This is a genomic window from Streptomyces sp. NPDC050164, from assembly GCF_044459945.1.
GTDB lineage: Bacteria > Actinomycetota > Actinomycetes > Streptomycetales > Streptomycetaceae > Streptomyces > Streptomyces coeruleorubidus_A.
Genome location: NZ_JBITJK010000022.1, coordinates 114,463 through 140,362 on the forward strand (window position 1 = coordinate 114,463; position 25,900 = coordinate 140,362).

At 72.1% G+C, this 25,900-nt stretch carries 26 protein-coding genes and 1 riboswitch; of the genes, 11 read left to right on the forward strand and 15 right to left on the reverse strand.

The genetic code is table 11. From position 1 onward, the window contains the following. Positions 1 to 47: 47 nt before the first annotated feature. Entirely contained in the window at positions 48 to 611 is a 564-nt protein-coding gene (locus ACIBNA_RS26635; RefSeq protein WP_399167638.1) for an SAV_6107 family HEPN domain-containing protein, read from the reverse strand. Between the two features lie 181 nt (positions 612 to 792). Between ACIBNA_RS26635 and ACIBNA_RS26640 the strand changes: the two genes are divergently transcribed. The 4 genes from ACIBNA_RS26640 (at position 793) to ACIBNA_RS26655 (ending at position 6,287) form a co-directional block, all read left to right on the forward strand. Then, positions 793 to 1,587, forward strand: a complete 795-nt coding sequence (locus ACIBNA_RS26640) for an ATP-binding cassette domain-containing protein (RefSeq protein WP_399167639.1) — start codon at positions 793 to 795, stop codon at positions 1,585 to 1,587. Continuing rightward, positions 1,559 to 3,643 carry a YhgE/Pip family protein gene (locus ACIBNA_RS26645; protein WP_399167640.1) on the forward strand — a complete coding sequence of 695 codons (2,085 nt, stop codon included), beginning with the start codon at positions 1,559 to 1,561 and terminating at the stop codon, positions 3,641 to 3,643. Before ACIBNA_RS26640 ends, ACIBNA_RS26645 begins: the two co-directional genes overlap by 29 nt. A gap of 71 nt (positions 3,644 to 3,714) precedes the next feature. Beyond that, positions 3,715 to 4,344 carry a TetR/AcrR family transcriptional regulator gene (locus tag ACIBNA_RS26650; protein ID WP_059423228.1) on the forward strand — a complete coding sequence of 210 codons (630 nt, stop codon included), beginning with the start codon at positions 3,715 to 3,717 and terminating at the stop codon, positions 4,342 to 4,344. A 449-nt stretch (positions 4,345 to 4,793) separates the two neighbouring features. Further along, positions 4,794 to 6,287, forward strand: coding sequence for a phytoene desaturase family protein (locus ACIBNA_RS26655; protein WP_399167641.1), 1,494 nt, complete (start codon positions 4,794 to 4,796; stop codon positions 6,285 to 6,287). Positions 6,288 to 6,314: 27 nt separating this feature from the next. On the opposite strand, the gene ACIBNA_RS26660 is transcribed toward ACIBNA_RS26655, so the two are convergent. The 6 genes from ACIBNA_RS26660 to ACIBNA_RS26685 all read right to left on the reverse strand — a co-directional run bounded on the left by ACIBNA_RS26660 (position 6,315) and on the right by ACIBNA_RS26685 (position 11,593). Continuing rightward, positions 6,315 to 7,271 (reverse strand): hypothetical protein, encoded by a 957-nt coding sequence (locus ACIBNA_RS26660; RefSeq protein WP_399167642.1) that lies wholly within the window; start codon positions 7,269 to 7,271, stop codon positions 6,315 to 6,317. Positions 7,272 to 7,327: 56 nt separating this feature from the next. Continuing rightward, a complete protein-coding gene (gene metF / locus ACIBNA_RS26665; RefSeq protein ID WP_399167643.1) occupies positions 7,328 to 8,251 on the reverse strand; it encodes a methylenetetrahydrofolate reductase [NAD(P)H] in 924 nt (307 codons plus the stop codon). Between the two features lie 96 nt (positions 8,252 to 8,347). After that, complete coding sequence (gene thiE / locus ACIBNA_RS26670) at positions 8,348 to 9,007, reverse strand: thiamine phosphate synthase (RefSeq protein ID WP_399167644.1); 660 nt, start codon at positions 9,005 to 9,007, stop codon at positions 8,348 to 8,350. Between the two features lie 518 nt (positions 9,008 to 9,525). Beyond that, on the reverse strand, positions 9,526 to 9,891 hold the full coding sequence (locus ACIBNA_RS26675; RefSeq protein ID WP_059423293.1) for an Rv2175c family DNA-binding protein: 366 nt from the start codon (positions 9,889 to 9,891) through the stop codon (positions 9,526 to 9,528). Positions 9,892 to 9,968: 77 nt separating this feature from the next. Next, positions 9,969 to 11,210, reverse strand: a complete 1,242-nt coding sequence (locus ACIBNA_RS26680; RefSeq protein ID WP_399167645.1) for an NAD(P)/FAD-dependent oxidoreductase — start codon at positions 11,208 to 11,210, stop codon at positions 9,969 to 9,971. Positions 11,211 to 11,242: 32 nt separating this feature from the next. Beyond that, positions 11,243 to 11,593 carry a hypothetical protein gene (locus tag ACIBNA_RS26685; protein WP_399167646.1) on the reverse strand — a complete coding sequence of 117 codons (351 nt, stop codon included), beginning with the start codon at positions 11,591 to 11,593 and terminating at the stop codon, positions 11,243 to 11,245. A gap of 55 nt (positions 11,594 to 11,648) precedes the next feature. Then, a riboswitch (TPP riboswitch) is annotated at positions 11,649 to 11,760 on the forward strand. On the opposite strand from ACIBNA_RS26685, the gene thiO reads away from it, so the two are divergent. From thiO to ACIBNA_RS26710, 5 genes are all read left to right on the forward strand, one after another. Next, positions 11,758 to 12,927 carry a glycine oxidase ThiO gene (gene thiO / locus ACIBNA_RS26690; protein ID WP_399167647.1) on the forward strand — a complete coding sequence of 390 codons (1,170 nt, stop codon included), beginning with the start codon at positions 11,758 to 11,760 and terminating at the stop codon, positions 12,925 to 12,927. Its footprint overlaps the riboswitch before it by 3 nt. Then, the gene (thiS, locus tag ACIBNA_RS26695; protein ID WP_399167648.1) at positions 12,924 to 13,124 is read left to right on the forward strand and encodes a sulfur carrier protein ThiS; all 201 of its coding nucleotides are present in this window, start codon (positions 12,924 to 12,926) and stop codon (positions 13,122 to 13,124) included. The genes thiO and thiS overlap by 4 nt, the downstream gene beginning before the upstream one ends. Positions 13,125 to 13,126: 2 nt before the next feature. Continuing rightward, complete coding sequence (locus tag ACIBNA_RS26700; RefSeq protein WP_399167649.1) at positions 13,127 to 13,924, forward strand: thiazole synthase; 798 nt, start codon at positions 13,127 to 13,129, stop codon at positions 13,922 to 13,924. Between the two features lie 214 nt (positions 13,925 to 14,138). After that, positions 14,139 to 16,076, forward strand: coding sequence for a Stk1 family PASTA domain-containing Ser/Thr kinase (gene pknB / locus ACIBNA_RS26705; protein ID WP_399167650.1), 1,938 nt, complete (start codon positions 14,139 to 14,141; stop codon positions 16,074 to 16,076). Positions 16,077 to 16,133: 57 nt separating this feature from the next. Next, entirely contained in the window at positions 16,134 to 17,012 is an 879-nt protein-coding gene (locus tag ACIBNA_RS26710; protein WP_399167651.1) for a deoxyribonuclease IV, read from the forward strand. 36 nt (positions 17,013 to 17,048) lie between these two features. Here ACIBNA_RS26710 and ACIBNA_RS26715 read toward each other — a convergent pair whose 3' ends face one another. The 6 genes from ACIBNA_RS26715 to ACIBNA_RS26740 all read right to left on the reverse strand — a co-directional run bounded on the left by ACIBNA_RS26715 (position 17,049) and on the right by ACIBNA_RS26740 (position 23,317). Beyond that, a complete protein-coding gene (locus ACIBNA_RS26715; RefSeq protein ID WP_399167652.1) occupies positions 17,049 to 17,552 on the reverse strand; it encodes a Pycsar system effector family protein in 504 nt (167 codons plus the stop codon). Next, positions 17,549 to 18,646, reverse strand: coding sequence for a hypothetical protein (locus ACIBNA_RS26720; RefSeq protein WP_399167653.1), 1,098 nt, complete (start codon positions 18,644 to 18,646; stop codon positions 17,549 to 17,551). The genes ACIBNA_RS26715 and ACIBNA_RS26720 overlap by 4 nt, the downstream gene beginning before the upstream one ends. Further along, positions 18,643 to 20,853, reverse strand: a complete 2,211-nt coding sequence (locus ACIBNA_RS26725; RefSeq protein ID WP_399167654.1) for a hypothetical protein — start codon at positions 20,851 to 20,853, stop codon at positions 18,643 to 18,645. The genes ACIBNA_RS26720 and ACIBNA_RS26725 overlap by 4 nt, the downstream gene beginning before the upstream one ends. After that, entirely contained in the window at positions 20,850 to 21,656 is an 807-nt protein-coding gene (locus ACIBNA_RS26730; RefSeq protein WP_399167655.1) for a hypothetical protein, read from the reverse strand. The genes ACIBNA_RS26725 and ACIBNA_RS26730 overlap by 4 nt, the downstream gene beginning before the upstream one ends. 107 nt (positions 21,657 to 21,763) lie before the next feature. Further along, positions 21,764 to 22,462 carry a Crp/Fnr family transcriptional regulator gene (locus tag ACIBNA_RS26735; RefSeq protein ID WP_399167656.1) on the reverse strand — a complete coding sequence of 233 codons (699 nt, stop codon included), beginning with the start codon at positions 22,460 to 22,462 and terminating at the stop codon, positions 21,764 to 21,766. A 204-nt stretch (positions 22,463 to 22,666) separates the two neighbouring features. Continuing rightward, entirely contained in the window at positions 22,667 to 23,317 is a 651-nt protein-coding gene (locus ACIBNA_RS26740; RefSeq protein ID WP_399167657.1) for a sulfite oxidase-like oxidoreductase, read from the reverse strand. A gap of 175 nt (positions 23,318 to 23,492) precedes the next feature. On the opposite strand from ACIBNA_RS26740, the gene bfr reads away from it, so the two are divergent. Continuing rightward, positions 23,493 to 23,969 (forward strand): bacterioferritin, encoded by a 477-nt coding sequence (gene bfr / locus ACIBNA_RS26745; protein ID WP_030051286.1) that lies wholly within the window; start codon positions 23,493 to 23,495, stop codon positions 23,967 to 23,969. A 10-nt stretch (positions 23,970 to 23,979) separates the two neighbouring features. On the opposite strand, the gene ACIBNA_RS26750 is transcribed toward bfr, so the two are convergent. Further along, positions 23,980 to 24,213 carry a bacterioferritin-associated ferredoxin gene (locus tag ACIBNA_RS26750; protein ID WP_020272981.1) on the reverse strand — a complete coding sequence of 78 codons (234 nt, stop codon included), beginning with the start codon at positions 24,211 to 24,213 and terminating at the stop codon, positions 23,980 to 23,982. Between the two features lie 149 nt (positions 24,214 to 24,362). Then, entirely contained in the window at positions 24,363 to 25,715 is a 1,353-nt protein-coding gene (locus ACIBNA_RS26755) for a class II 3-deoxy-7-phosphoheptulonate synthase (protein WP_399167658.1), read from the reverse strand. 96 nt (positions 25,716 to 25,811) lie between these two features. Here ACIBNA_RS26755 and ACIBNA_RS26760 point away from each other — a divergent pair, with 96 nt between their 5' ends. Then, complete coding sequence (locus tag ACIBNA_RS26760; RefSeq protein WP_076973970.1) at positions 25,812 to 25,868, forward strand: trp operon leader peptide; 57 nt, start codon at positions 25,812 to 25,814, stop codon at positions 25,866 to 25,868. Positions 25,869 to 25,900: the final 32 nt, after the last annotated feature.

A 25,900-nucleotide genomic window follows, 5' to 3' on the forward strand; every position in this document is an offset into this window, starting at 1 on the left:
GAACACGCGTCGGCACGGCCGGGCGGACACGCGCCGCCGGTGCCCGCTCAGCCCGCGTCCGGCATGTCCCGCTCCTCCCCCGGTCCCTCCGGCTGGTCCTGGTCCGGGCGGGGCTGCGGGAGGACCGGCTGGAGGACCAGCATGCGCTCGACGAGGCGCAGGAACATAGCCACGTCCCGTATCAGGTCGTCGGCGTCCCGGCTGCTGGCCGCGTCCTGGATGCCCGCCTCGGCCCGGGCGCGGCGCCGGGCACCGGAGGCGAACAGCGCGCTCCACTCGGACAGTTCGGGCGCGATCTCGGGGAGCACTTCCCAGGCGCTCCTGATCTTGGCCCGGGCCCGGGGCGAGGTCTCCGGCCGCCCACGGGCGGCGAGCACGGCGGCGGCGGTGCGCAGGGCGGCGAGATGGGCCGTCGCGTAGCGCTCGTTCGGTGTTTCCAGGACGGCGGCCTCGTCGAGGCCGGCGCGGGCCTGGGCGAGCAGGTCGAGGGCCGCGGGCGGGGCCGTGGCCCGGCGCAGCACGGGGTGCACGTCGCTCGCCGGGCCGGTCAGTGAGGGGGCAGGGCCGGTGGCGCGGCGCCGACGGGCGGCTGCTGCGTGGTAGCTGGCCATGACGAACCTCCTGTCGTCTGTGTGACGGCACGTCCGGCTAGGAGTGCCGTATGTGACCCATCGTGAGGTATGGCACTGACAATCCGTTCTGACCTGGGCTTTTGCTTCGATCGTAGGTTCGGAGTAGTTTTTGCACTGACCAGTCAGTTCAAAAACTTCAGTTCTCAATCGAAGGAGACTCGTGGGGGAACGAGTGGGAGGGGCGCGGATCGCCGCCGAGGGCCTTGGGGTCAAGGGACCGCGCGGGTGGGCGTTCCGCGGGATCTCCGTCGACGCCGAGCCGGGATCGCTCGTCGCGGTCGAGGGCCCCTCCGGGTCCGGCCGTACGTGCCTGCTGCTCGCGCTGACGGGGCGGATGAAGATCGCGGAGGGCACCGCCACCGTCGGCGAGGCCCGGCTCCCCAAGCAGTTGTCGGCGGTGCGCCGCGTCAGTGCCCTGGCCCATGTGCCCGGGGTCACCGACCTCGACCCGGCCCTGACCGTCGGCGAGCACCTGCGGGAACGGGCGCTGCTCCAGCGGCGGTTCGGCGATTCCCTGCGCGGCCTGCTGCGGCCCCGCGGCGAGCGGACGGCAAAGGCCGGGCGGCGCGTCGACGCGGCACTGGCCGCCGCCGGTCTCGACCTGGAGGCGCTGCCCAAGGGCCCCCGTACCGCCGTGCGCGACCTGGAGCGTGAGGAGGCACTGCGGCTGTCCATCGCCCTCGCGCTCGTCGGCCGGCCGCTGCTGCTCGGGGTCGACGACACCGACCTCAAGCTCTCGGACGGCGAGCGGGACGAGGTCTGGTCCCTGCTCAGGTCCCTCGCCGACGCCGGGACGACGGTCGTGGCGGTGTGCAGTGAGGCCCCCGAGGGCGCCGTCCGGGTGTCCACCCAGGAGAACCGGCACGACAGCGACGATCACCAGGCAGCCGAGGACGGCAGGGCCGACCAGGGAGAGGAGAAGGCCGATGCGCTCGCCGAGACTGGCCGCGCTTGAGCTCCGCCGCTTCGGCCGGGGCAAGCTGCCGCGCGCCGCGCTGGTCGCGCTGCTGGTGCTGCCGTTGCTGTACGGCGCGCTGTACCTGTGGTCGTTCTGGGACCCGTACGGCCGTCTGGACCGTATCCCCGTGGCGCTCGTGAACGACGACAAGGGGGCGACCGCCGACGGGACGAAGATCACGGCGGGTGACGACATCACGAAGGGCCTGCACGACAGCAAGACCTTCGACTGGCAGGAGGTGAGCGCGGACGAGGCCCGCAGGGGCGTCGAGGACGGCACCTACTACCTGTCGCTCACCATGCCCGCCGACTTCAGCGAGCGGATCGCCTCCAGTTCCGGGAACTCCCCGGAGACCGGCGCCCTCCAGGTGCGCACGAACGACGCGAACAACTACATCGTCGGGCAGATCTCCCGGACGGTGTTCGGCGAGGTGCGGCAGGCCGCGTCCACGAAGACGTCGCGGTCCTTCCTGGACAGGATCTTCGTCTCGTTCTCCGACATCCACGGCAAGACCGTGAAGGCGGCGAAGGGGGCCGACGACCTCAAGGGCGGCATCGGGAAGGCCGAGAAGGGCTCCAAGGACCTCGCCGACGGCCTGAAAGACGCCAAGGACGGCAGCGGCAAGCTGTCCACGGGCCTGAAGAGGCTCCACACGGGCGCGGGCGACCTGGCGGACGGCTCGAAGCGGGTCGCGGAAGGCACACGGAAGCTCGCTGACAAGGTCAACACGACCGCCGACAAGGTGGGCCCCTTCCTCAAGGGCAACGAGAAGACCATCGGCGACACGGCCCGGCTCGTCGCCGACTCCTCCGGCGTGATCCGCAAGTACCTGGACACCCTGGCGAAGACGGCCCCGACCGCCGCCAAGGGCGCCCGTACGGCCTCGGAGACGCTGAACGGCGTCTACGCCAGGCGTTGCGACGACCCCGTCCTGCCCGACGCCGCCTGCGCCGACCTGAAGAAGGCCAAGGACGCGGCCGCCGACGTCGCCGTCATCGCCGACGACGTCAACACGCTGATCGCGGACCAGAACGGCGACCTGACGCAGCTCGACAAGAACCTCGCCACCCTCCAGAAACAGTCCCGGGCCCTCGCCGACCGCGCGCCGCACCTCTCCGAGGACCTCGACGACGCCGTCAAGAAGATCAACAAGCTGAACGAGGGGGCAGCCGATGTCGCCGCCGGTGCGAAGAAGCTGCACAAGGGGCTCGGCACGGCCAAGACCGGTGCCGTCGGCCTGGACAAGGGCGTCGGCGATCTGAAGACCGGCGCGGACGACCTCAGCGGCGGCATGTTCAAGCTCGTCGACGGCTCCGGCAAACTCGCCGGCGGGCTGCACGACGGGGCGGAGCGGATCCCCGACTACGACAAGCGGGACCGCGACCAGCGCACCGAGGTCATGGCCGACCCCGTGCGGCTCGCCTCCCAGGACCTGCACAAGGCGCCCAACTACGGCACCGGGTTCGCCCCGTACTTCATCCCGCTGTCGCTGTGGGTGGGCGCGATGGTGGCCTACATGCTGATCGCGCCGATGAACCGGCGCGCGCTCGCCGCGGGCGCCTCGGCATGGCGGATCGCGCTGGCCGGCTGGCTGCCGGTGGTGGCGATCGGGGTCCTCCAGACGGTGGCCCTGATGTCGGTGCTGCACTGGGCGGTCGGCCTGCAGATGGCGCGGGCGGCCGGGACGGTGGGCTTCCTGTTCCTGGTGACGGCGTGCTTCGCGGCGATCGTGCAGTGGCTGAACGCGCGCTTCGGGGCGGCGGGCCGGATCCTCGTCCTCGCCCTGCTGATGCTCCAGCTGACCTCGGCGGGCGGCACGTACCCCGTGCAGACCAGCCCCGGCTTCTTCAACGCGATCCACCCCTTCCTGCCGATGAGCTACGTCGTCGAGGCTCTGCGCAGGCTCATCACGGGTGGTGGTCTGGAACCGGTGTGGCACGCGTGCGTGGTGCTGACGGCGTTCACCGCCGGCGCCCTCGCGCTGACCGCCGTGGCGGCCCGCCGCCGCCAGGTGTGGACGCTGGACCGGCTGCACCCGGAGCTGAGCCTGTGAGTCCTTCGGTGACACCCCCTGTGGGCCCTTCGGTGACATCCCCCGGAGAGGTTCCTGTGACAATCAGGGCCATGGAAAGCAGCAGTGCCGCGTCGGGCGGCAGCACGCGCCGCGAGGCCACCCGGCAGAAGCTCTACGAGGCGGCCGTCACGCTCATCGCCGAGCAGGGGTTCTCCGCGACGACCGTGGACGAGATCGCCGAGCGTGCCGGAGTCGCGAAGGGCACGGTCTACTACAACTTCGCGAGCAAGTCCGTCCTCTTCGAGGAACTGCTGCGGCACGGAGTCGGCCTCCTCACCGCCTCCCTGCGGGAAGCGGCCGAGCGGACCGCCCGGGAGGGCGGCACCAAGGTCGACGCCCTGGACGCGATGATCCGTGCGGGGCTGGTCTTCATCGACCGCTACCCGGCCTTCACGCAGTTGTACGTGGCCGAGCTGTGGCGCACGAACCGCGCCTGGCAGTCCACGCTGATGGTGGTCCGGCAGCAGGCCGTCGCGGTCGTGGAGGACGTGCTTCGCGAGGGCGTGGCGGGCGGCGAGTTCAGCGACGAGATCGACGTCCCGCTGACGGCGGCCGCGCTGGTCGGCATGGTCCTGGTGGCCGCGCTGGACTGGAAGTCCTTCCAGCCAGAGCGCTCTCTGGACGACGTCCACGCGGCCCTGTCCCGGCTGCTCCAGGGACGGGTGAGCGGCTGCCGGTGAAGGCACCCCGGCGCAGATGTGAAAGCGCCGGTCCGCTGTGGCCGCGTCCCCCGGCGGGCCACCTCGAACCGGCGCCTTCCTTGCTCCCCCGTTTTCCTGCTCCCCCGTGTGTCCCCCGCAGGACCCCCGTTCGGTCGTCCCCCGGTTCTCCCCCGTGCCTCGCTCCCGCCGACACCGTCGGCGGAAGGAGCGGATCGCGGGCCCGGCCCAGTTCCGGCGCCCCGTGTCGCCGGTACCGGAGCCGTGCCCCTCTCCGTGCCTCCACTCTCTCGTTCTCGCAGGTGGATCCCCATCCGCGCGCGTACTCAACTCGGTGACTAGGTACGGGTACTCAGCCCTGCGCACGCGGCCCCAGAACACGCCGTGGCCGGCTGGTCACGCTCGCCTCCGCGTCCGTACTCGGAGGCTGTCGGCGGGGGCTGTCAGTGGGGGCCGATAAAGTCCCTGGCATGGCACGGATTGCGGTGATCGGCGCCGGGATGGGCGCGCTGGCGGCGGCCGCCCGGCTGGCCGTCGCGGGCCACCGGGTGGTGGTGTACGAGCGGACGGGCACGTACGGCGGAGCGCTGCGCCGCTTCGAGCGCGACGGGTTCGCCTTCGACACCGGCCCCGGCCTGCTCCCGCTGCCCGCCGTCTACCGCGACCTGTTCGTCAAGACCGGCAAGGAGCCGCTGGAGCGTTGCGTCGACCTGGTCCAGGTCGACCCGTCGTCCCGGCACGTGTTCGCGGACGGCACCCGGGTGTCGCTGCCGAACGCCTCGCGCGCGGGCGTCGTGGCGGCTCTGGACGAGGCGCTCGGCTCCGGGGCCGGGCAGCGGTGGGGCGACTTCCTGGTGCGGGCCCGCGAGGCCTGGGACCGGACCCGCCGGCCCCTCCTGGAGGAGCCGCTGTGGCCGAACTGGCAGGTGCTGGCCGAGCGCGAGCCCTACCCGGCGGTGCCCCACAAGCGGCTGCTGCGCACCCGCCGGGCCGGCACGCTCGCCGAGGTCGGCGCCTGGGAGCTGCGGGACGCCCGGCTCACCGCCCTCCTGGAGAGCCACGCCCTGGCGCACGGCCTGGACCCCCGGACCACCCCGGCGAGCGCGGCCGTACTGCCGTACATGGAGCACGCCTTCGGCACCTGGTACATGCGCGGCGGCCTGCGCGAGCTGGCCCGCGCGGTGTACGAGCGGTGTGTGGCCCGAAAGGTCGAGTTCCGTTTCGGTGCCGACGTGACCGGCGTGCTGGAGAAGGACGGCCGGGCGTCGGGGGTGGAACTCGCCGACGGCACGGTCGCGGAGGCGGACTTCGTGGTCGCCGGTGTCGCGCCCGGCACGCTGGGCCGGCTGTCGGCACAGGCCGTGGTGCGCGGTGACGGCGAGGTGCCGCCGCAGCCCCCGACGGCGAGCCGGCTCACGGTGCTGCTCGCCCTGCGCGGCGCCCACCCCGAGGGCACGGCACACCGCACGGTGGTGCACGCGGCGGACCGCGAGGCCGAGTTGGACGCCCTGTTCGGCGAGTCGGCGGGGACCACACACCCGACGGTCACGGTCCTGCGGCCCGACGACTCCGGGCTGGTCCCGGACGCGGACCACGAGGCGGTCACCCTCACGACGGTGGTGCCCGCGCGGCCCGAGGAGCCCTACGCCGACCTCGCCGAGAGCATGATCACCGTCGCCGAACGCGCCATACCCGATCTGCGCGACCGTCTCCTCTGGCACGAGGTGCGCACCCCGGCCGACACCGCCGAGGCGACCGGCGCTCAGGGCGGTGCGGTGCCGGTGCCCGCCCTGGCGGCGGACGGCGGACGGCTGCTGCATCCGTCCAACAGCACGCGCGTGCCCGGTCTGTTCACCGTCGGCGGCTGGGCGCATCCCGGTGGCGGACTGCCGCACGCCGGCATGTCGGGCGCGCTGGTGGCGGGACTGATCGTGGAGGGACCGGAGTTCCGGGGCTCCCAGTAGGCTCGCCGCCCCGGCGGCGTTCAGGCTTCAGAAACGGTACTGCTCGTCGAAGCCGTTCCCGTGCGTCTGCTGCTGCTCGTTGCCCTGGTACGGGTACGGCTGCTGCTCCGGCGGCAGCTCCTGGCCGTACTCGTCGGTGTTGCGCTGCTGCGGGACCCACACACCGCCGGGCGGGGTCTCGCCGCCGTAGGTGCCGGCGTACTGGTCCTGGCCGTAGCCCTGCTGGGCGTAGTACTGCTGGTCGCCGTAGGCGGTGTTGGTGTCGTACGCGGCTCCGCCGTAGGTCGGCGTGCCGATGTACGGGTCGGAGTAGGCGGCGTACTGCTGCTGGTCCGTGGCGTCGTAGCCCTGCTGCTGGGCGTAGCCCGAGTAGTCGTAGGCGTAGGACTGGTCGGTGCCCTGGGCCGTGGCGGCGTACTGGTCGTGGGACGGGCCCGGGGGGTACCCGGTGTCGCCGTACACGCCGTAGGAGCCGGTGTCCTCGGGCACGGGCTGCGGCTCGTAGACGGCGGTGGTCTCGGCGGCCGTCGGGTGGACGGGACGCGACGGGGTGAAGACGTCGTCGCGGTCGTAGTCGTCGTCCTGGCCGTAGGCGGAGACATCGGCCTCGCGGCGGTAGTCGGCGCCCTCGTCGCCGTAGCCGCCGTCGGCCGTCTCCAGGCCGGAGACCTCGAGGGTCGGCTCCTGGCGGCCGCGCTCACCGCGGCGGCGCTTGCTGCCGCCCAGCATCGGCGCGTTCATCGCCCAGCCGGCCGAGAAGCCGCTGCGGAACGACAGGGTGACGTACGTCTGCCCGACCGCGAAGGCGGCCGCGCCCAGTCCGATCACGACGACGGACGGGATCAGGACACCGACCACGACACCGAGGAACCCGACGAAGGCCAGCAGCCGCCAGCGCAGCCGCGCCTTGTACTGCAACAGCACCTCGCCCAGCAGCCACAGCGCGACGATGCCGAACGCTATGTAGAGGACCGCCCAGCCCATGTACGCCCCTCTCCCAGTCGCCGCTACGCAGTGTGTCGCATACCGGTGCGAACGGTCTAGGCCTGCGGTCGGCGGTGCAGGCCCAGGTTCTCGTAGATTTCCAGCGTCGCCGTGGAGTTGTTGAGCGTGATGAAGTGCAAGCCGGGCACTCCCTCGGCGAGCAGCCGCGCACAGAACTCCGTGGCGAATTCGATACCAATGGAGCGTACAGCGGCCGGATCGTCTTTTGCTGTGAGGATCCGCTCTTTCAGGGCGGCCGGGAACACGGCGTTGGTGAGTGACCCGATCCGATCCAGCGTCCGCACGCTGCCGATCGGCATGACCTCGGGGATGATCGGGGTGTCGCAGCCGGCGGCCGAGACCCGGTCGCGCAGCCGGAGGTAGTCCTCCGGGTGGAAGAACATCTGCGTGATGGCGTAGTCCGCGCCCGCGCGGCACTTGTCGACGAAGTGGCGGACGTCGGTGTCCCAGTCGATGGAGCGCGGGTGCATCGCCGGGAAGGCGGCGACGCCCACGCAGAAGTCGCCGGACGCCTTGATCAGCTCGACGAGCTCGGCGGCGTAGGCGAGGCCGCGGGGGTGCGGCACCCACTCGCCCATCGGGTCGCCGGGCGGGTCGCCGCGCAGGGCGAGCATGTTGCGGATCCCGGCGTCGGCGTACTGGCCGATGATGTTGCGCAGGTCGGCCACCGAGTGGTCGACCGCCGTGAGGTGCGCGATGGGCGTGAGGGTGGTGTCGGAGGCGATCGCCTCGGTCGCCTTGACCGTGCCCGCGCGGGTGGAACCGCCCGCGCCGTAGGTCACGGAGACGAAGTCGGGCGCCACGGCCTCGACCCGGCGCAGCGCGTTCCACAGGTTCCGCTCGCCCTTCGGGGTCTTCGGGGCGTAGAACTCGAACGAGTACGTCGTTTTGCCGGTCGCGAGCATGTCGCGGACCGTGCGTGCGTGGTCCGACCTGATGGATGCGGTGCCGAGGGCCATACCGGCAGGTTAGTCAGGGGCGGTCGGTCGCCCAACCGGGCGCGGATATTTGACCGATTTGTGTACTTGCTGTCCACCCCTTGGACACCCGGCGTACTACTTCTCCCGCAGCCTCTTCGCGAACTCGGCCGCCGCCGCGCCCGGGTCGTCGGCCTCGGTGATCGCCCGTACGACGACGGCGCGCCGGGCTCCCGCCTCCAGGACCTGGTCGAGATTGCCGAGGTCGATGCCGCCGATGGCGAACCAGGGCCGGTCGGTGCCGAGGGCGGCGGTGTACCGGACGAGGTCCAGGCCGGGGGCGTGGCGGCCGGGCTTGGTGGGCGTGGGCCAGCAGGGGCCGGTGCAGAAGTAGTCCACGCCGTCCTGGACGGCGGCCGCGGCGGCCTCCGATTCGGCGTGCGTGGAGCGCCCGATCAGGACGTCGTCGCCGAGGATCGCTCGGGCCGCGGGGACCGGGAGGTCGCCCTGGCCGAGGTGCAGTACGTCGGAGCCGGCGGCGTGGGCGACGTCCGCGCGGTCGTTGACCGCGAGCAGCTTGCCGTGCCGGGCGCAGGCGTCGGCGAAGACGGCCAGATGCTCCAGCTCCTCGGCCGCCTCCATGCCCTTGTCCCGCAACTGCACGATGTCGACCCCGCCCGCCAGCACGGCGTCCAGGAACTCCACGAGATCGCCCTGCCGCTTGCGCGCGTCGGTGCAGAGGTAGACCCGGGCGTCGGCGAGCTGGGCACGGGTTGTGGTGGCGGTGGTGTCGGCCATGCGTGTCGGTCCCCCTGGTTGTCGGTGGCGTATGGGTGCGGGCTGCGCCTTTGGTGGCGCAGGAATGCGGGTGCACCCGTGGTGTCGTACCGGTGCGGTGCGCCCATGGTGTCCTACCGGGCAGGTGCACCGATGGTGGCGTACGGACGCGTGGTGCGCGCCTGTGGCGGCGTAGCGGTGCGGTTCCCATGGTGGCGCACGGATGCGGGCGCACCCGTGCCGGTGGCGTCAAGGCGCGGAGCGGGGCGCCAAGGCGCCCGCGTCTGTGGCGGACGGGCAGGTACGGCACCCCTTCGCACAGGCATGCGCGCCAGGGCGCCGGTACGCCCGCTCCGGTGACTCCGGTGCGGGCCCCGCCAGAGGTTTCGCACGGTCCGCCTCAGGCGGCGCCCACGCCCCGGCCGGGCACAAACGGACCCGTGGCCGGGACCCCACAAGGCCCCGGCCCACAGACCGGGCGGTTGTTCAGGTCCGGTCCCGCTCGTACGGCACTGGACGGTTGTTCGGTCGAGGTCGGGTCAGACCGCGAGCGCCTGGGCTCGGCGCTTCACCTCCGTGCCGCGATTCTCGCTGAGGGCCTGCGCCGGCGTGCCGGGCAGGCTCGGGTCGGGGGTGAAGAGCCACTCCAGCATCTCTTCGACCGTGAAGCCGTCGTCCCGCAGGAGCGTCAGGGTCCCGGCCAGGCCCTTGACGACCTTGTCCCCGTCGATGAAGGCCGCGGGGACGTGCAGTGCGCGGTTCTCACCACGGCGTACGGCGATGAGCTGGCCCTCCTTGACCAGCTGCCGCACGCGCGTCACCTCGACGCCGAGCTGTTCGGCGATGTCGGGGAGGGTGAGCCAGGCAGGGACGAGAGCATCGATCTTTGCGTCAATCTCGGTCACGGAAACCAGCCTGCCATCCCCCACTGACAGTCGGAAGTCGGGCCCGCCCACCTGGGCGGACACATGCTCCCGTCCGGCTACGCCGTCGCCGCCTTCAACGGCCTCGCCGGGTCCGCCAGCAATACCGGATTCATCGGCGTGCCCGACTCGATCAGGCGGCGCCCCTGCGCCAGGTCCCGGGGGCGCCCCACCGCCAGCAGCGCGACCAGCCGGTCGCCGCGGAGCCAGCAGACCGTCCATGCCGGTCCGGCCGGGTCGCCCCGCCACAGGGTGGTGTCGGCCGCCGCGTGATGCCCGGCGTACTGCACGAACCGCCCGAACTGCTCGGACCAGAAGTACGGCACGGGGTCGTACACCGCCGGGGTCTCCCCCGAGGCCCGGCCGACGATGTTCACGGCGACCGTGCGCGGCCCCTGGAGGGCGTTGTCCCAGTGGTGCACCAGCAGGCGCTCGCCGTACCGGCCCGAGGGGAAGGAGGCGCAGTCGCCGACCGCGTACACGTCGGGCGCCGACGAACGCAGGTGCTGGTCGGCCACGATCTCGCCGTGCGTGCCCAGCTCGATCCCGGAGCCGGACAGCCAGGCCGTGGCCGGACGGGCGCCGATGCCGACGACGACCGCGCCCGCGGGCAGCCGCGAGCCGTCGTCGAGAACCACCGCGCCGGGTTCCACACGCTCCACGCGCGCGTGCGTGCGCAGCACGGCGCCCGCGTCGGCGTACCAGCCGGCCATCGGCGCGGCGACCTCGGCGGGCAGCGCCCCGGCGAGCGGCCGTTCGGCGGCTTCCACGACGGTCACCGCGCAGCCCGCCTCGCGCGCGGCCGTGGCGAACTCCGCGCCGATCCAGCCCGCGCCGACGACCACGATGTCGTGCCGGCGGGCCAGCACCGGCCGCAGCCGCTCGGCGTCGTCCAGGGTGCGCAGCAGGTGCACGCCCGGCACGCCCTCCGCCCCGGGCAGCCGGATCGGCTCGGCACCGGTCGCGACGACCAGGACGTCGTACGGCACGGGCCCGTCCTCGGTGTCCAGCTCGTGGTCGCCGGGACGCAGGCCCTGGACCTCGCAGCCGAGCCGCAGTTCGATGCCGAGGGCCTCGAAGTCGACGTCGAAGGCGGAGCCCTCGGCCTTGCCGAGCAGGACGGCCTTGGACAAGGGGGGCCGGTCGTACGGCTGGTGGGGCTCGGCGCCGATCAAGATCACGGTGCCGGTGAAGCCCTGCTCGCGCAGGGCGACCGCGGTCTGCACACCGGCCATGCCCGCACCCGCCACCACCACGCGCCGCGGCGCGGACGAACCTGGTTCCTGCGTCTGCTCGCTCACCTGATCACCATAGTCAACTGACATTCCGTCAGTCAGTGCTCATGCGCAGTGACCTGCTCCACAACGCTCGTCCCGCTGCCCGCCCGGGACTCCCACTCCCAGCTCTCCTCCAGCCGGACCCGCCCGTCGGGCAGATCCACGACCGTCGCCACGCAGTGCCCGGAGGAGGTGGTGCCGTCCCCCTTGAGTTGTACGTACCGGAAGTCCAGCCTGTCGCCCTCCCGGGTACCCACGAGATGTCCGCGCACGACGTCGCCGCCCGTGTACTCGGCCCAGACCTCGCCGTCCTTCTCGTGGTACGTGAACCGGGTGCGGGTCCCCACCTGGCCCGGTGCCTGGTCGGCTACCGGGGCGAGGACGAGACCGTCGAGGGATCGGGCCATGGCGGCGGCTCCCTTACTGCGGCATACGGCATCGGGCTAGGGTGGGTGGCCAACGTAAGGCACTCGCGGGAGCCCGGACGCACCGGGCTGAGAGGGAGGCTGGCGGCCTCCGACCGTACGAACCTGATCCGGGTCATGCCGGCGAAGGGAGGGGCTGGACGCCCATGTCGCGTACGCGAACGTCAGACGTCCTCGTCATCGGGGGCGGAATCATCGGCCTGGTCACCGCGTGGCGGGCCGCGCAGCGCGGGCTCGCCACGGCCGTGGTGGACCCCGAGCCGGGCGGCGGAGCCGCACAGGTCGCGGCCGGGATGCTGGCCGCCGTCACGGAACTGCACTACGGCGAGCAGACCCTGCTAGGGCTGAACCTCGCCTCCGCCCGGCGCTATCCGGACTTCGCGGCCGAGCTCGCCGAGCAGACCGGCCACGACCTCGGCTACCGCCGGTGCGGCACGCTCGCCGTCGCCCTCGATGCCGACGACCGGGCCCATCTGCGCGAACTGCACGCCTTGCAGCAGCAGTCGGGCCTGGAGTCGCAGTGGCTGTCGGGGCGGGAGTGCCGTCGCCTGGAGCCGATGCTCGCGCCGGGCGTGCGCGGCGGGCTGCGGGTCGACGGCGATCACCAGATCGACCCCCGGCGGCTGGCCGGGGCGCTGGTCGCCGCGTGCGAGCGGGCCGGTGTGGTCTTCCACCGGGTCTGGGCCGGGCGGCTCACCGTCGTACGGGACCGGGCCACGGGCGTCGTCACGGAGGACGGCACCCCGCTGGACGCCAGGCAGGTCGTGCTGGCCGGGGGCAGCCTCAGCGGGCGGCTCGCGGGCGTCCCCGAGGATGTGCTGCCGCCCGTGCGGCCGGTGAAGGGGCAGGTCGTACGGCTGACCGTGCCGCAGCGGCACGGTGCGTTCCTGAGCCGGACGGTGCGCGCGGTCGTCCGCGGCAGCCACGTCTATCTGGTGCCGCGCGAGAGCGGCGAGCTGGTCCTCGGGGCGACCAGCGAGGAGCTGGGCTGGGACACCACCGTGACCGCGGGCGGTGTGTACGAGCTGCTGCGGGACGCGCACGAGCTGGTCCCGGGCATCACCGAGCTGCCGCTCACCGAGACCCGGGCCGGACTGCGGCCCGGCTCCCCCGACAACGCGCCGCTGCTCGGCCCGACCGGTCTCGAAGGGCTTTTGCTGGCCACCGGGCACTACCGCAACGGCGTCCTGCTCACGCCGGTCACCGGCGACGCCATGGCCCACGTCCTGGCGACGGGTGAACTGCCCGAAGAGGCCCGCCCCTTCACCCCGAAGCGATTCAGCACCGCCACCGCACTCACGGAGCAGCCCGCATGAACATCTCCGTCAACGGGGAGCCCCGGGACGTCCGGCCCGGCACCGCTCTCGACACCGTCGTGATGGCGCTCACCACCTCGCCGTCCGGCGTGGCCGCCGCCCTCAACGAAACCGTCGTCCCGCGCGCGCAGTGGCCGTCCACACCCCTGGCCGAGGGGGACCGCGTGGAAGTCCTCACCGCCGTCCAAGGAGGCTGATCATGGCCGACGATCCGTTTGTCCTCGGTGGTACGTCCTTCGCGTCCCGCCTGATCATGGGTACGGGCGGGGCGCCCAGCCTCGACGTGCTGGAGCGGTCGCTGGCCGCGTCCGGGACGGAGCTGACGACGGTCGCGATGCGCCGGGTGAACGCCTCGGTGCACGGCTCGGTGCTGTCCGTCCTGGACAAGCTCGGCATTCGCGTCCTGCCCAACACGGCGGGCTGCTTCACCGCCAGCGAGGCCGTCCTCACCGCCCGCCTCGCGCGGGAGGCCCTCGGCACCGACCTGGTCAAGCTGGAGGTCATCGCCGACGAGCGGACCCTGCTGCCGGATCCGATCGAGCTGCTGGAGGCGGCCGAGACGCTGGTCGACGACGGGTTCACGGTGCTGCCGTACACCAACGACGACCCCGTGCTCGCGCGGAAGCTGGAGGACGTCGGCTGCGCGGCGATCATGCCGCTCGGCTCGCCGATCGGCTCCGGGCTGGGCATTCGCAATCCGCACAACTTCCAGCTGATCGTCGAGCACGCGCGCGTGCCGGTGATTCTGGACGCGGGGGCCGGTACGGCGTCGGATGCGGCGTTGGCGATGGAGCTGGGGTGTGCGGGTGTGATGCTCGCCTCGGCGGTGACGCGGGCGCGGGAGCCGGTGCTGATGGCTGACGCGATGCGGCATGCGGTGGAGGCGGGGCGGTTGGCGTATCGCGCCGGGCGTATCCCTCGGCGGCACTTCGCGGAGGCGTCTTCGCCGGCCGAGGGCATGGCTGTGCTTGATCCGGAGCGGCCTGCTTTCGAGTGACCAGGCGTTGGTGCTGGGGGCGGGTGGGTGCGCAGCCCGGCGTAGCGGGGTGCCGCTTGGGACGGGCGCCGCCCCAAGCGGCACGACTGCCCGCAGCTGAGTCGGTACGACTGCCCGCGGGTTGAATGGGACGCACGTCACAGGTCCGCTTCAGTCCTGGCCCGAATGCGGACGGGGCGACGGGGTGTCAGTCGTGGCTCGTACACTCGCCTGCGTGGACACGACCCTTCAGGACCCCTTGGTCGGGCAGGTGCTCGACGGCCGGTATCGCGTCGACGCGCGGATCGCGGTCGGCGGGATGGCCACGGTCTACCGGGCCGTGGACACCCGGCTCGACCGGGTCCTCGCGCTCAAGGTGATGCACCCCTCGCTCGCGGTCGACGGCTCGTTCGTCGAGCGGTTCATCCGCGAGGCGAAGTCGGTGGCCCGGCTGGCTCACCCGAACGTGGTACAGGTCTTCGACCAGGGCACCGACGGCAGTTACGTCTACCTCGCCATGGAGTACGTCGCGGGCTGCACCCTGCGGGACGTGCTGCGCGAGCGCGGGGCCCTTCAGCCGCGTGCCGCCCTGGACATCCTGGAGCCGGTGCTGGCCGCGCTGGGCGCCGCGCACCGCGCCGGGTTCGTCCACCGCGACATGAAGCCCGAGAACGTCCTGATAGGGGACGACGGCCGGGTCAAGGTCGCCGACTTCGGGCTCGTCCGGGCCGTGGACACGGTGACGAACACCACCGGCACCGTGCTCGGCACGGTCTCGTACCTCGCCCCCGAGCAGATAGAGAACGGCACCGCCGACCCCCGCGTCGACGTGTACGCGTGCGGCGTGATGCTGTACGAGATGCTGACCGGCGACAAGCCGCACGACGGGGACTCCCCGGCCGTGATCCTCTACAAGCATCTGCACGAGGACGTCCCACCGCCCTCGGTCGCCGTGCCCTCTCTGGCGTACGAGCTGGACGAGATGGTGGCCTCGGCGACCGCCCGCACCCCGGACATCCGCCCGCACGACGCGGTGGCGCTGCTCGCGCAGGTCCGTGACGGGCGCGGCCGGCTGACCGTGGAGCAGCTGGACGCGGTGCCGCCGCAGGCGCTCGCGGCGGACCACGACAACGCCGACGACCGTACGGGCGTGATCCCGCGCGCGCCGGCCACGCCGCGCCCGCTGCCCGTCAACGAGTACGAGGAGGAGGGCTCCGCAGCCGCGCTCCACCGCACCAGCCGCTTCGCGTCCCCGCCGCCCCCGCCGTCCCGGCGCCGCTCGGGGCCCCGGCGCGGCCCGATGGCGATCGTCGTCGCCGTCCTGCTCGCGCTCGGCCTCGGCGCCGGCATCTGGTACGTCAACTCGGGCCAGTTCACCGAGGTCCCCCCGCTGCTGGCGAAGACCCAGGCGCAGGCCGAGGACCGGCTGGCGGACGCGGGGCTGGAGCTCGGCAAGGTCGAGCACGCCTACAGCGACACCGTGGAGCGCGGCACGGTCATCAGCAGCGACCCGAAGGCCGGGACCCGCATCCGGGGCAACGACTCGGTGTCCCTCACCATCTCCGACGGCCCCGAGAACGTGCGAGTGCCCGCCCTGGAGGGCCGGCGGCTGGACAAGGCGCGGTCTCTGCTGAAGGAGGACGGGCTGGAGCCGGGCATGGTCACCCGTGAGTTCAGCGAGGACGTGCCCAAGGGCTCGGTGATCTCCGCGCGGCCGGCGGACGGCACGAAGGTGCGCGCGGGCACGGCCGTGGCGCTCGTCGTCAGCAAGGGCAGCCCCGTCGACATCCCCGACGTCACCGGTGACGACCTGGCCGACGCCAAGGCCGAGCTGCAGGACGCCGGTCTCAAGGTGAAGGTCGCCACCGAACGGGTCACCTCCTCCGAGTTCGACAAGGGCCAGGTCGCCAAGCAGAGCCCGGGCACCGGCAACCAGGCGGCCGAGGGCGACACGGTGACGCTGACGCTGTCCAAGGGCCCGGAGATGATCGAGGTCCCGGACGTGGTCGGCGACAGTGTCGACGACGCCAAGCGGGAGCTGGAGGGCGCCGGGTTCCAGGTCAAGGAGGACCGAGGACTGCTCGGCCTGTTCGGCGACACGGTGAAGGGCCAGTCCGTGGAGGGCGGGGAGACGGCGCCCAAGGGCTCGACGATCACCATCCGGATCCGGTGACGGGGCGGGCAGGAGCCCGTGGGCAGGGCCGGGCCGGGCGCATGACACCCTGAACGGGTGAACAATCAGCTGTCCGGCCCCTCCCGCAACCCCGTGGGCGGCCACGTCCCCGTGGCCGGTGGGCTCCACTCCGTCGGCCTGTCCTACGCCCGTGATCTGAAGGCGGAGACCGTCCAGGTCTTCGTCGCCAACCCGCGCGGCTGGGCCACTCCGGCCGGCAATCCGAAGCAGGACGAAGCGTTCCGCGCCGCGTGCGAGGCCGAGTCGATCCCGGCTTACGTCCACGCCCCCTACCTGATCAACTTCGGCTCGCACACCGAGGCGACCGTGGAGCGGTCCGTGGAGTCGCTGCGGCACTCGCTGCGCCGCGGGCGGGAGATCGGGGCGCTGGGTGTGGTCGTGCACACCGGCAGCGCGACCGGCGGCCGGGAGCGGTCCGTGGCACTGAAGCAGGTACGGGAGCACCTGCTGCCGCTGCTCGACGAGCTGACCCACGACGACGATCCGTATCTGCTGCTGGAGTCGACCGCCGGGCAGGGCGCCTCCCTGTGCTCACGGACGGGGGACTTCGGCCCGTACTTCGAGGCGCTGGACGCCCATCCGATGCTGGGCGTGTGCCTGGACACCTGCCATGTCTTCGCCGCCGGGCACGACCTGACCGGCCCCAGCGGCATGCACCAGACGCTGGACCTGCTGGTGGACACGGTCGGCGAGGGCCGGCTGAAGCTGATCCACGCCAACGACTCCAAGGACGTGGTGGGCGCGCACAAGGACCGGCACGAGAACATCGGCGTGGGCCACATCGGCGAGGACCCGTTCCGGGCCCTGATGACGCACCCCGCGACCGAGGGCGTGCCGCTGATCATCGAGACGCCGGGCGGCAAGGAGGGGCACGCGGCGGACGTGGAGCTGCTGAAGAAGCTGCGCAGCGGCTGACGCGGCGCGGGCGGACCCGGGAGACGGCCCCGCCGGTCAGCCCGCAGTGGCCCCGACGGCCGCCAGGAGCAGCCCCGCGCCGAGCAGCGCCATGGAGCAGCGCAGCCAACGGTACTTCGCCGCCAGGATCGCGCTGACGTCCTGGAACTGGACCAGCAGCCAGCCCACCCGGTCCTGTCCGGCCCGCGTGACCGCCGCACGCAGCGCCTCCGCGTCCCTGGCGCCGAGCGCGTCGCCGTAGAACGTCGGACCGGGTGCTGTCCTGATGGTGCCGCTGCGCGGTGCGATCACCGCGAGCAGCAGCAGTGTCCCGGCCGCCCACAGCGCTCCGCCGGCCACCAGGAACCCCAGGGCGGCCCCGGTGGCGGGGAGCGCCCCGCCCCGGCCGAGGACCAGCGCCGGTGCCGCCACGGCGCCCGAGAGCAGGATGGACGCCTTCACGTCCGCTCGGCCCAGGTCCTCGCGTACGGTCACCAGCAGCCGTTCGGCGACGTAGTGGTCGGCCGTGTCCGACTGGGGCACGGGCTGGGCCGCCGTCACGCGCGCCGTCCGGCACCGGTGTCGTCCTGAGGGGTGCCCGTCTCGTCGGGAGTGTCCGTCGGGGCGGCGGGCGGAGGGATCGGCGGGGCGTCGGACAGGGCCGCCGGGGGCAGTGGCGGATGCGGCGGCGGAGGCGGGGCCGGCAGTGCGGTCGGCGCCGGCGGCACACCGTTCTGGAACACGTTCGCGGAGGCCGTGCGGCTGAAGTCGATGAGCGCCCGTACCTGGTCGTCGATCTGGTGGCGCTGGACCACGCCCAGGTTGATCAAGTTGGTCAGGTAGTCGAGCGCGCCCTGCCGCTGGGCGCGTGCCTGCCGCTGAAGCTCGGCCAGGATGTCCTGGGCGCGACTGGGATCCTGCGCGAGCAGATGCGCGTACTGAGTCGCCTCGCCCGCGCTGATGAGCTTCTGCGCGTCCTCCATGTTCGCCATGACCCGCGCCTTCTGGGCGGTGTCCATGGCCTGCTGGACCTCGGTGCTCTTCTCCACCGCCACCATCTGGGCGTGGTGATCGGCGGCGGCCTGGCCGAGGTCGATGCGGATGAACACCTGGGTGACCAGACCGAGGTCGGCGCCGAAGTCGTTCCACCGGCCGCTGGCCAGCTCGTCCTGGATGGCCTCGTCCACCTGCTGCGCCTCGTCCAGGCCGTAGCGCCGGCTGATCCCGCGCAGCCGGCTCTCCAGCGGCGGGCGCAGCATGCGCTCCACGTCCACCACCCGCTTCTCGGCGGCCAGATGGAAGTCCCGCACCTCCCAGTTGACGTCCGCGCCGGCCTTGAACTGCGACCGGTCGCCGGAGGTGGGCAGTTCCAGTTGGAAGGAGACCTGGTGCTGGCCGCGGGCGATCCAGCACACCGAGGTGGGCTTGCCCATCAGCGGCTTGTTGTGGTGCTCCGCGCCGCGGACCGTGACCACGCTGTGCCCGCCGTTGCGGTAGTAGAGCACCGAGGCCACCTGACTGTGCTGGTGCCGGTAGCCGCCCTGCGGGGTGAACTCCCTGACGAAGGGCCCTCTCAGATCGTGCGGCAGGGCGAACTCCGCCTGCCAGTTCTGCGGTTGCTGGGGCCACTGCTGGCCCCATCCGTTCTGCGTCATCGTGTACCCGCTCCCTGGACCGCCGTGTGGAAGCGGCGGACCTGCGTGTCGTTCAGTGGTTGGTCGGGGTCTTCGGACAGTTCCTTGAGGAGGGAGAGCAGCCGGTCCCGGTCGTCCTGGCTGTGGACCAGCAGCGGCAGGAACGCCTCCAGGCACGACGCCCAGGGCTGGTCGGCGCTCCGGCGCAGCCAGTCCGACACCGTGTCCACGGCCGCTTCGTAGGACCGGCCGGTCTGCAGCGCCGTCCACAGCAGCCCTGCCAGCTCCTTGGCCAGGTCGGGACGGGCGTCGGCGAGGGCCAGCATGAGGGGCCAGTCACCGCGCTCGGCCAGGTCCGGGTGCTGGTTCCACAGGTCGGTCGCGGAGACGGAGGCGAGGAAGACCGTGCTCTGCAGGCCGAGGTCCTGATGGGGCCGTCGCGCGTCGGACAGCCAGACCCGGATCCGCCGGAGGACGAGCGGATCGCAGTGGGCTCCGGCGAGGTGGGCGACCTGGACTCCCGCGGCCGCGCGGAGCGCGCCGTCATCCCAGACGCCGATCCGGCCCAGGAGGTCCAGAGTGTCGCCGACCGTGGCCGTGGCCCTCCCTCGACCGAGCACGGCGCCCGCGGTCCACCGCAGGTGCTCGTCGCCCTGGGTCGCCCAGTGCCGGACCAGGGCACGGACGGCCGTGCCGACCTCCGGGGTGGTGACGGCCACGTCGAGGACGGTCGCGGCGAACAGACGACGGCGGGCCTGCGGCGCCTGGGCCATGGGCTGCACGAGTTCCTGGACGGTGTGCGAGCAGTCGAGCCCGCACAGGAGACCGGCGGCCATGGCGGCGCGGACCCACACCTGTGGGCGGGAGTCCTCGCACAGTCCGGCCAGCCAGCGCAGGACGGGGCCACGCACGTTGTGCCGGTGCTGCCACAGGTGGCCGAGGACGGCAGGGCCGAGCGCCTCGCCCCGGAAGCGCACGGTACGCACCGGCACGTCCTCGTCCCCGACCTGCTCCACGCCGGTGTCCGCCACCGCGCGGGCCGAGGCCAGCCGGGCGTCGACGCCGTCGCTGAAGAGCGGGCGGCCGGGGTTGGCCTCCGGGGCGGCCGTGACGGCCAGTTCCCAGGCGAGGACCTCGGCGGCCTCGGCGACGGCGCTGAGGGAGGCGTGGCCCAGCACGGCGACGGCGATACGGTAGGCCGCGTCCCGCAAGCGCTGCGGACTCTCGGCGAGCGCACCGCCGACGAACCAGTCGGCAGCCTGTTCCTCGGCGAACCGACGGCATCGTGCGAGGAGTTCGTCGTGGGTCAGGTCCCCGCGCACCCGCCGGGCCAGGAGGGCGGCGAACCGCTTGGCCTCCGCGGGCAGCAACTCGTCCAGGCCGGTGGCCTCGAGCACCGCGGCGTCGGTCGCCAGTGCGCGGGCCCGGTCGTACAGGTCGCCGGGGTCCTCTTCGAGTTCCGTGGCGAGGTGTCCGTCGACGACGTCGGCGGCGGACGCGGGGGTGTGCTGGCAGTAGTAGCGGCCGCGCCGGGAGAGGACGTCGCCCGGTTCGGGGGTGGCCAGCAGGACCGCGTACGCCTGCTGCTTTCCGAGGAGTTCGCAGAGCCGGTCGAGGCCGGTCTCGTCCGGCAGACCCGAGGTGGTGGGCTCCAGGGCGTACCCGTGGCCCGGTTCGATCTGGCTCTCTTCCAGTGCGGCGAGGTCGGACCGGGGGCCGAGACGGGAGACGTGGCCGCGGGTGACGTCGTCCAGCAGGGACAGCGCGGTGCAGGCCCGGCCGGTGCCGGGCTGCCCGCACAGCACGAGGAGCCGGTCGGACCGCAGCCGTGCCTTCCACGCGCCGTACTCCGCCGGCTCCTGGAACACCCGGCGCAGTGTGCGCAGTTCGTCGGCGGGGAGCGGACCGGCAAGCAGCTGGCTGGCGGTCTCCGGCCTGTTGAACAGGGTGATGGACTCGAAGTGGCCGCTGAAGAGGTTGCCGGATCCGTGGGAGGACGCCCGGTAGACGCGGGAGGCGGCCGCGGACGTCCCCGGCAGGCCTTCCTCGGCGAGCGCGTCGGCGCCGCCGATGACGTCGTTCTGGGACGGGTCGGCTCCAGCCGCGTGGTCGGGCTGGGGCGCCTGGTCGGCGCGCTGGGCTCCCGGTCCCGGCTTGGCGTTGCCGTGCGGTCCGGGCTGCGCCCCGCCCGGTGCGGGACCGGCGGGTGCGGCGTTGTTCGCGCTCACCGGTCACTCCTGCCGGTCCCGGGGTGACCGTTATTGAAGTTCTCGAAGTTGCCGGCGAACAGCAGGCCGCTGCCGTGCTGGTGGACGTCCTGGACGACCTTCGCCCCCTCGGGCGTCCCGGCGGGGCCCCGGGGCGCGGGCGTGCCGCCCGGTCCGCGCGGGGTGTCCTCGGGCCCGGGCGGGGCACCTGCCGGGCCGTCGGTCTCGTCGGCGGGCTCGGGTTCCGGCGGCTGGGGCAGCCCGGGCACCATGAACCAGGCCGTTCGGCCGCCCTCTTTCAGCTCCACTTCGTGGCTGCGGTAGTGGTCCGGTTCCACCCAGCGGCCGCCCGGCAGGACGGCATCCTCGTACAGCCGGTCGGAGACCACCGCCACCAGCGGGGACTTCTCCGGAGCGGCCGCGAGGACCGCCTTCGCCGTGGCGCAGTCGCACAGCCGGCAGGCCAGGTCGACGGCGCGGCCGGAGCGGCCGTGGGCGTCGGCCCTGACCGGGCCGATGTGCATGCCCACCCTCAGGCGCAGCGGGGTGCGCAGGTCGCGGTTGACCTCCCGCAGGTTCTGATGGAGGTACTCCAGCCACTCCCCCGCCACCCTGCGGCGCACTCCGGCCGGAAGGAAGCTGAGGACGCCGTCCCCGCGGTCCTCCTGGTACAGGCGTGGCGGGCGGATGTCGGCCTTCTCGAAGGCCTGGCCCGTGACCTCGTAGAGTCTGGCGCGCATCCGGTCCTTCTCGGGATCGGTCAGTCTGCCCGACCCCTCGGCGTCCACGCTGATGATGACGTTGTACTCGTCTTCCGCTTCCATCGGCCTCTCCTCGTGCTCCCTGACGTCCCGACGGCCGTAACCCTGATGCTGGCGGTGCCGGCGGGACCGCGCTGTAGCCGTTTACACAGCAGGGAAAAATCGGTGTGTCAGGTGTCTCTGCCGTGCTGCGCCCCGCCCGCGAGCAGGCGCAGGGGTTCCAGGTCGGCGACGGCGAGGGTGCCCGGGCCGGTACGCACCAGGCCCTGCTCACGGAGTAGGCGCAGCGCCTTCGCCACGGCCTCGCGGGTGGAGCCGACCGAGGCGGCCAGTTCGTGCTGGGCGAGGGGCAGCCGGATGGTGACGCCTTCGCGCTCCACCCTGCCGGTCCGGTCCGCGAGTTCGACGAGCCGCTCGGACAGCCGCTGGAGCACGGTCATGGAGGCCAGGGCGCGGCGCTCGTGGTCGGCACTGCGCAGCCGCTCGGTGAGCTGGCTCATGATCAGCGCGTTGGCGTGGGGGCGGGCGGCCAGGAAGCGGCGGAACCGCTCTCCCGGGACGACCAGCCCGGTCAGGGGCCCGAGGGCGCTGACCGAGGCGCTGCGCGGTCGCCCGTCGAGGGCCGCCATGTCGCCCACGACCTCTCCGGCCTGCCGCAGGCCCAGGATGAGCCGTCCGCCGCGTTCGGTCGCCGTCCACACGGCGGACCAGCCCTCCAGGATGACCACGGCGAACGTGGTGCGCTCCCCTTCCGACAGGAGGGTCTCGTGAGCCGGGTAGTCGTGCCGGCTGCCTAAGCCAGCCAAGGCTTCACGGTCAGCCGACCCCAGTCCTGACATGAAGGTACGGCGCTCTCCGAACAGCCCCACATCGTCCCCCGACAGCGTTAGCCCTACCGACCTCAAGCGGAACACCGCGAGCCCGGCGGTCCTGTCCGCACGGGACGGCGCCCACCAGGCAAGACTGAAAGGGTAGCGCCCCATACACGGAACGTGCGCCCCTCGGAGCCGCCCGGCTCCCCCACCGGCCGGTGACCGCCGTGCCGTCCCGCCCCGGCGTGCGCGCCGCGGGGCTCAGAGGTCCGGGCCGTCCCCGGGCCCCTCCTGGTAGGAGTAGCGCTGCTCGCGCCACGGGTCGCCGATGTTGTGGTAGCCGCGCTCCTCCCAGAAGCCGCGCCGGTCGGCGGTCATGTACTCCACACCGCGCACCCACTTGGGGCCCTTCCAGGCGTACAGGTGGGGCACGATCAGGCGCAGCGGGAAGCCGTGCTCGGCGGTGAGCAGCTCACCGTCCTTGTGGGTGGCGAACAGGACGTGCTCGGAGGCGAAGTCGGACAGCCGGAGGTTGGAGCTGAATCCGTACTCGGCCCACACCATCACATGGGTGACGTCGTCCGCGGGCGGCGCGATGTCGAGGATCGTGCGCGCGGGGACACCGCCCCACTCGGCGCCCAGCATGCTGAACTTCGTGACGCAGTGCAGATCGGCCACGACGGTGGTGTACGGCAGGGCCGTGAACTCCTCGTGGGTCCAGCAGTGCTTGCCGCCGTCCGCCGTGGCGCCGAAGACCCTGAACTCCCAGCGCTCGGGCCGGAACTTGGGGACGGGTCCGTAGTGGGTGACCGGCCAGCCGCGCTGCACCCGCTGTCCCGGCGGAAGCCCGGGCTGCGTCGCTCCTGCCGGATCGCGCCCTTCTCCCGATTCGTGTCCCACCGGCTGACCCATGACTCCATCCTGACAGACCCCGGGTGATGTCCCTGACCGGGGCCACCACAAAACAGGGCATTAAGAACTAAGCATGCCCTTACTTAGTAAGTGGAGACTTACTGGACGATCTTCGCCGCCGGTGGAATCATGCGGCGCAACCTGCCAGTTCCCCCGCGTGGAAGGAGCCTCTGCGATGCAGGGCGACCCCGAGGTCCTCGAATTCCTGAACGAGCAGTTGACCGGCGAGCTGACGGCGATCAACCAGTACTGGCTGCATTACCGGATCCAGGACAACAAAGGCTGGACCAAGCTCGCCAAGTACACGCGTGAAGAATCCATCGACGAGATGAAGCACGCGGACAAGATCACCGAACGCATTCTCATGCTGGACGGCCTGCCCAACTACCAGCGGCTCTTCCACGTACGGGTCGGCCAGACGGTCACCGAGATGTTCCAGGCCGACCGCCAGGTCGAGGTCGAGGCGATCGACCGCCTCAAGCGCGGTATCGAGGTGATGCGCACCAAGGGCGACATCACGTCCGCGAACCTCTTCGAGTCGATCCTGGAGGACGAGGAGCACCACATCGACTACCTGGACACGCAGCTGGAGCTCATCGACAAGCTCGGCGAGGCGCTGTACCTCGCGCAGCAGATCGAGCAGCCGAGCTAGGGGCGGGCCCCTAGGCGGCGTCTTCCAGCTCCGCGAGCACCGGCTGGCCTCGGTCGGCCATCTCACGGCGAGGGCACGCACCCCTGCCCAGGATCGCCTGGATGCGACGTACGCACGACCCGCAGTCCGTGCCCGCCTTGCATGCGGAGGCTATCTGCCGAGGGGTGCAGGCGCCGCCGTCGGCGTGCTGCTTGACCTGCTGCTCGGTGATCCCGAAGCAACTGCACACGTACACGCGGTCCACCTCCCGACAGGTCGTTCCAAGGCGCCGTCCCCGTTGACCGGTGAGGCTAACCTAACCTTACCCGCCGGGTCGGAGACGCAAAAGTCGACTGGGGCGCGGATCGTATGTGATCCGCGCCCCAGTCGATGTCGGTGTAACAGGCGAAACCGTTACTGGTCCCTGTACATCTCGGCCACGAGGAACGCCAGGTCCAGCGACTGGCTGCGGTTGAGCCGCGGGTCGCAGGCCGTCTCGTAGCGCTGGTGCAGATCGTCGACGAAGATCTCGTCGCCGCCGCCCACGCACTCGGTGACGTCGTCGCCGGTCAGCTCCACATGGATGCCGCCCGGGTGGGTGCCGAGGGCCTTGTGGACCTCGAAGAAGCCCTTGACCTCGTCGAGCACGTCGTCGAAGCGGCGGGTCTTGTGCCCGGAGGCCGCCTCGAAGGTGTTGCCGTGCATCGGGTCGGTCACCCAGGCCACGGTGGCGCCCGAGGCGGTGACCTTCTCGACCAGCTCGGGGAGCTTGTCGCGGACCTTGTCGGCGCCCATGCGGACGATGAAGGTCAGCCGGCCCGGCTCCCGCTCCGGGTCGAGGCGCTCGATGTACTGCAGCGCGTCCTCGGCCGTCGTCGTCGGGCCGAGCTTGATGCCGATCGGGTTGCGGATCCGCGACGCGAACTCGATGTGCGCGTGGTCCAGCTGCCGGGTGCGCTCACCGATCCACACCATGTGCGCGGAGACGTCGTACAGCTGCCCGGTGCGCGAGTCGATCCTGGTCAGGGCGGACTCGTAGTCGAGCAGCAGCGCCTCGTGCGAGGAGTAGAACTCGACCGTCTTGAACTCCTCCGGGTCGGCCCCGCAGGCGTGCATGAAGTTCAGCGCGTTGTCGATCTCGCGCGCCAGCTGCTCGTAGCGCTGCCCCGAGGGGGACGACTTCACGAAGTCCTGGTTCCAGGCGTGCACCTGGCGCAGGTCGGCGTAGCCGCCGGTGGTGAAGGCGCGCACCAGGTTCAGCGTGGAGGCCGAGGCGTGGTACATGCGCTTCAGCCGCTCGGGGTCCGGGACGCGGGCCTCTTCGGTGAAGTCGAAGCCGTTGACGGAGTCGCCCCGGTACGTCGGCAGCGTCACGCCGTCGCGGGTCTCGGTCGGCTTGGAGCGCGGCTTGGAGTACTGGCCGGCGATGCGGCCGACCTTCACCACGGGCACGGACGCGGCGTACGTCAGCACGGCGCCCATCTGGAGCAGCGTCTTGAGCTTGTTGCGGATCTGGTCCGCGGACACCGCGTCGAAGGCCTCGGCGCAGTCGCCGCCCTGGAGGAGGAACGCCTCTCCCTTGGCGACGGCCGCCATCCGGGCGCGCAGCTGATCGCACTCGCCCGCGAAGACGAGCGGCGGATACGACTCGAGGTCCGCAACGACTGCGCGCAGAGCCTCGGTGTCGGGGTACTCGGGCTGCTGCGCCGCGGGCAGGTCTCGCCAGGTGTTGCCAGCACTCGCGCTGGTCTTAGCGTTCACGGTCACGGCCTCAACATTACGGGGTCGTGTCGGACGTCCTGCCCCATGCCCAGCAATTGAGACACGGGGTACACGACTCGGACATGGGGTAAGGTGCCTGCCATGTTCGCGCACTCGATCCAGAACTGGTGGTGGACCGCTCATCCGGCGGCCCACTGACTGCGCGTACGACAGACTTCGCGAAGGCCGCC